Below are 540 nucleotides of genomic sequence, written 5' to 3' on the forward strand. Positions count from 1 at the left end.
GGGGCGGCCTGGCGCGTTATGCAGCCCGTGAGTACGGCGTGAAAGTATTCGGGATCACCTTGAGTCAGGAGCAACTGGTGCTTGCCCGTGAACGGGTCAACGCCGAGGGATTGCAGGACAGGGTCGAGCTGCAATTGCTCGATTACCGCGATCTGCCTCAGGACCAGCGTTTCGACAAGGTGGTCAGTGTGGGCATGTTCGAGCATGTGGGCCACGCCAATCTGCCGCTCTATACCCAGTGTCTCTCGGGTGCAGTGAAGGAGGGCGGACTGGTGATGAACCACGGTATTACAGCCCTGCATACCGATGGCCGTCCGGTGGGGCGTGGCGCCGGGGAGTTCATCGACCGTTACGTGTTCCCCAATGGCGAGCTGCCGCATCTGGCGATGATCAGCGCGCATATCAGTGACGCGGGGCTGGAAATCGTTGATGTCGAAAGCCTGCGCCTGCATTACGCCCGAACCCTGGAGCACTGGAGCGCTCGCCTTGAGGCGCGCCTGAGCGAAGCCGCTACCATGGTGCCCGAACACACCCTGCGCA

At 62.0% G+C, this 540-nt stretch carries 1 protein-coding gene; it reads left to right on the plus strand.

Going from position 1 to position 540, the window contains the following annotated elements; genetic code table 11:
- Window positions 1-540 (plus strand): class I SAM-dependent methyltransferase (locus tag NRB16_RS29170; protein WP_257107605.1); only part of this gene is annotated, 540 nt, incomplete at both ends.

The organism is Pseudomonas sp. LJDD11 (genome assembly GCF_024584215.1).
GTDB lineage: Bacteria > Pseudomonadota > Gammaproteobacteria > Pseudomonadales > Pseudomonadaceae > Aquipseudomonas.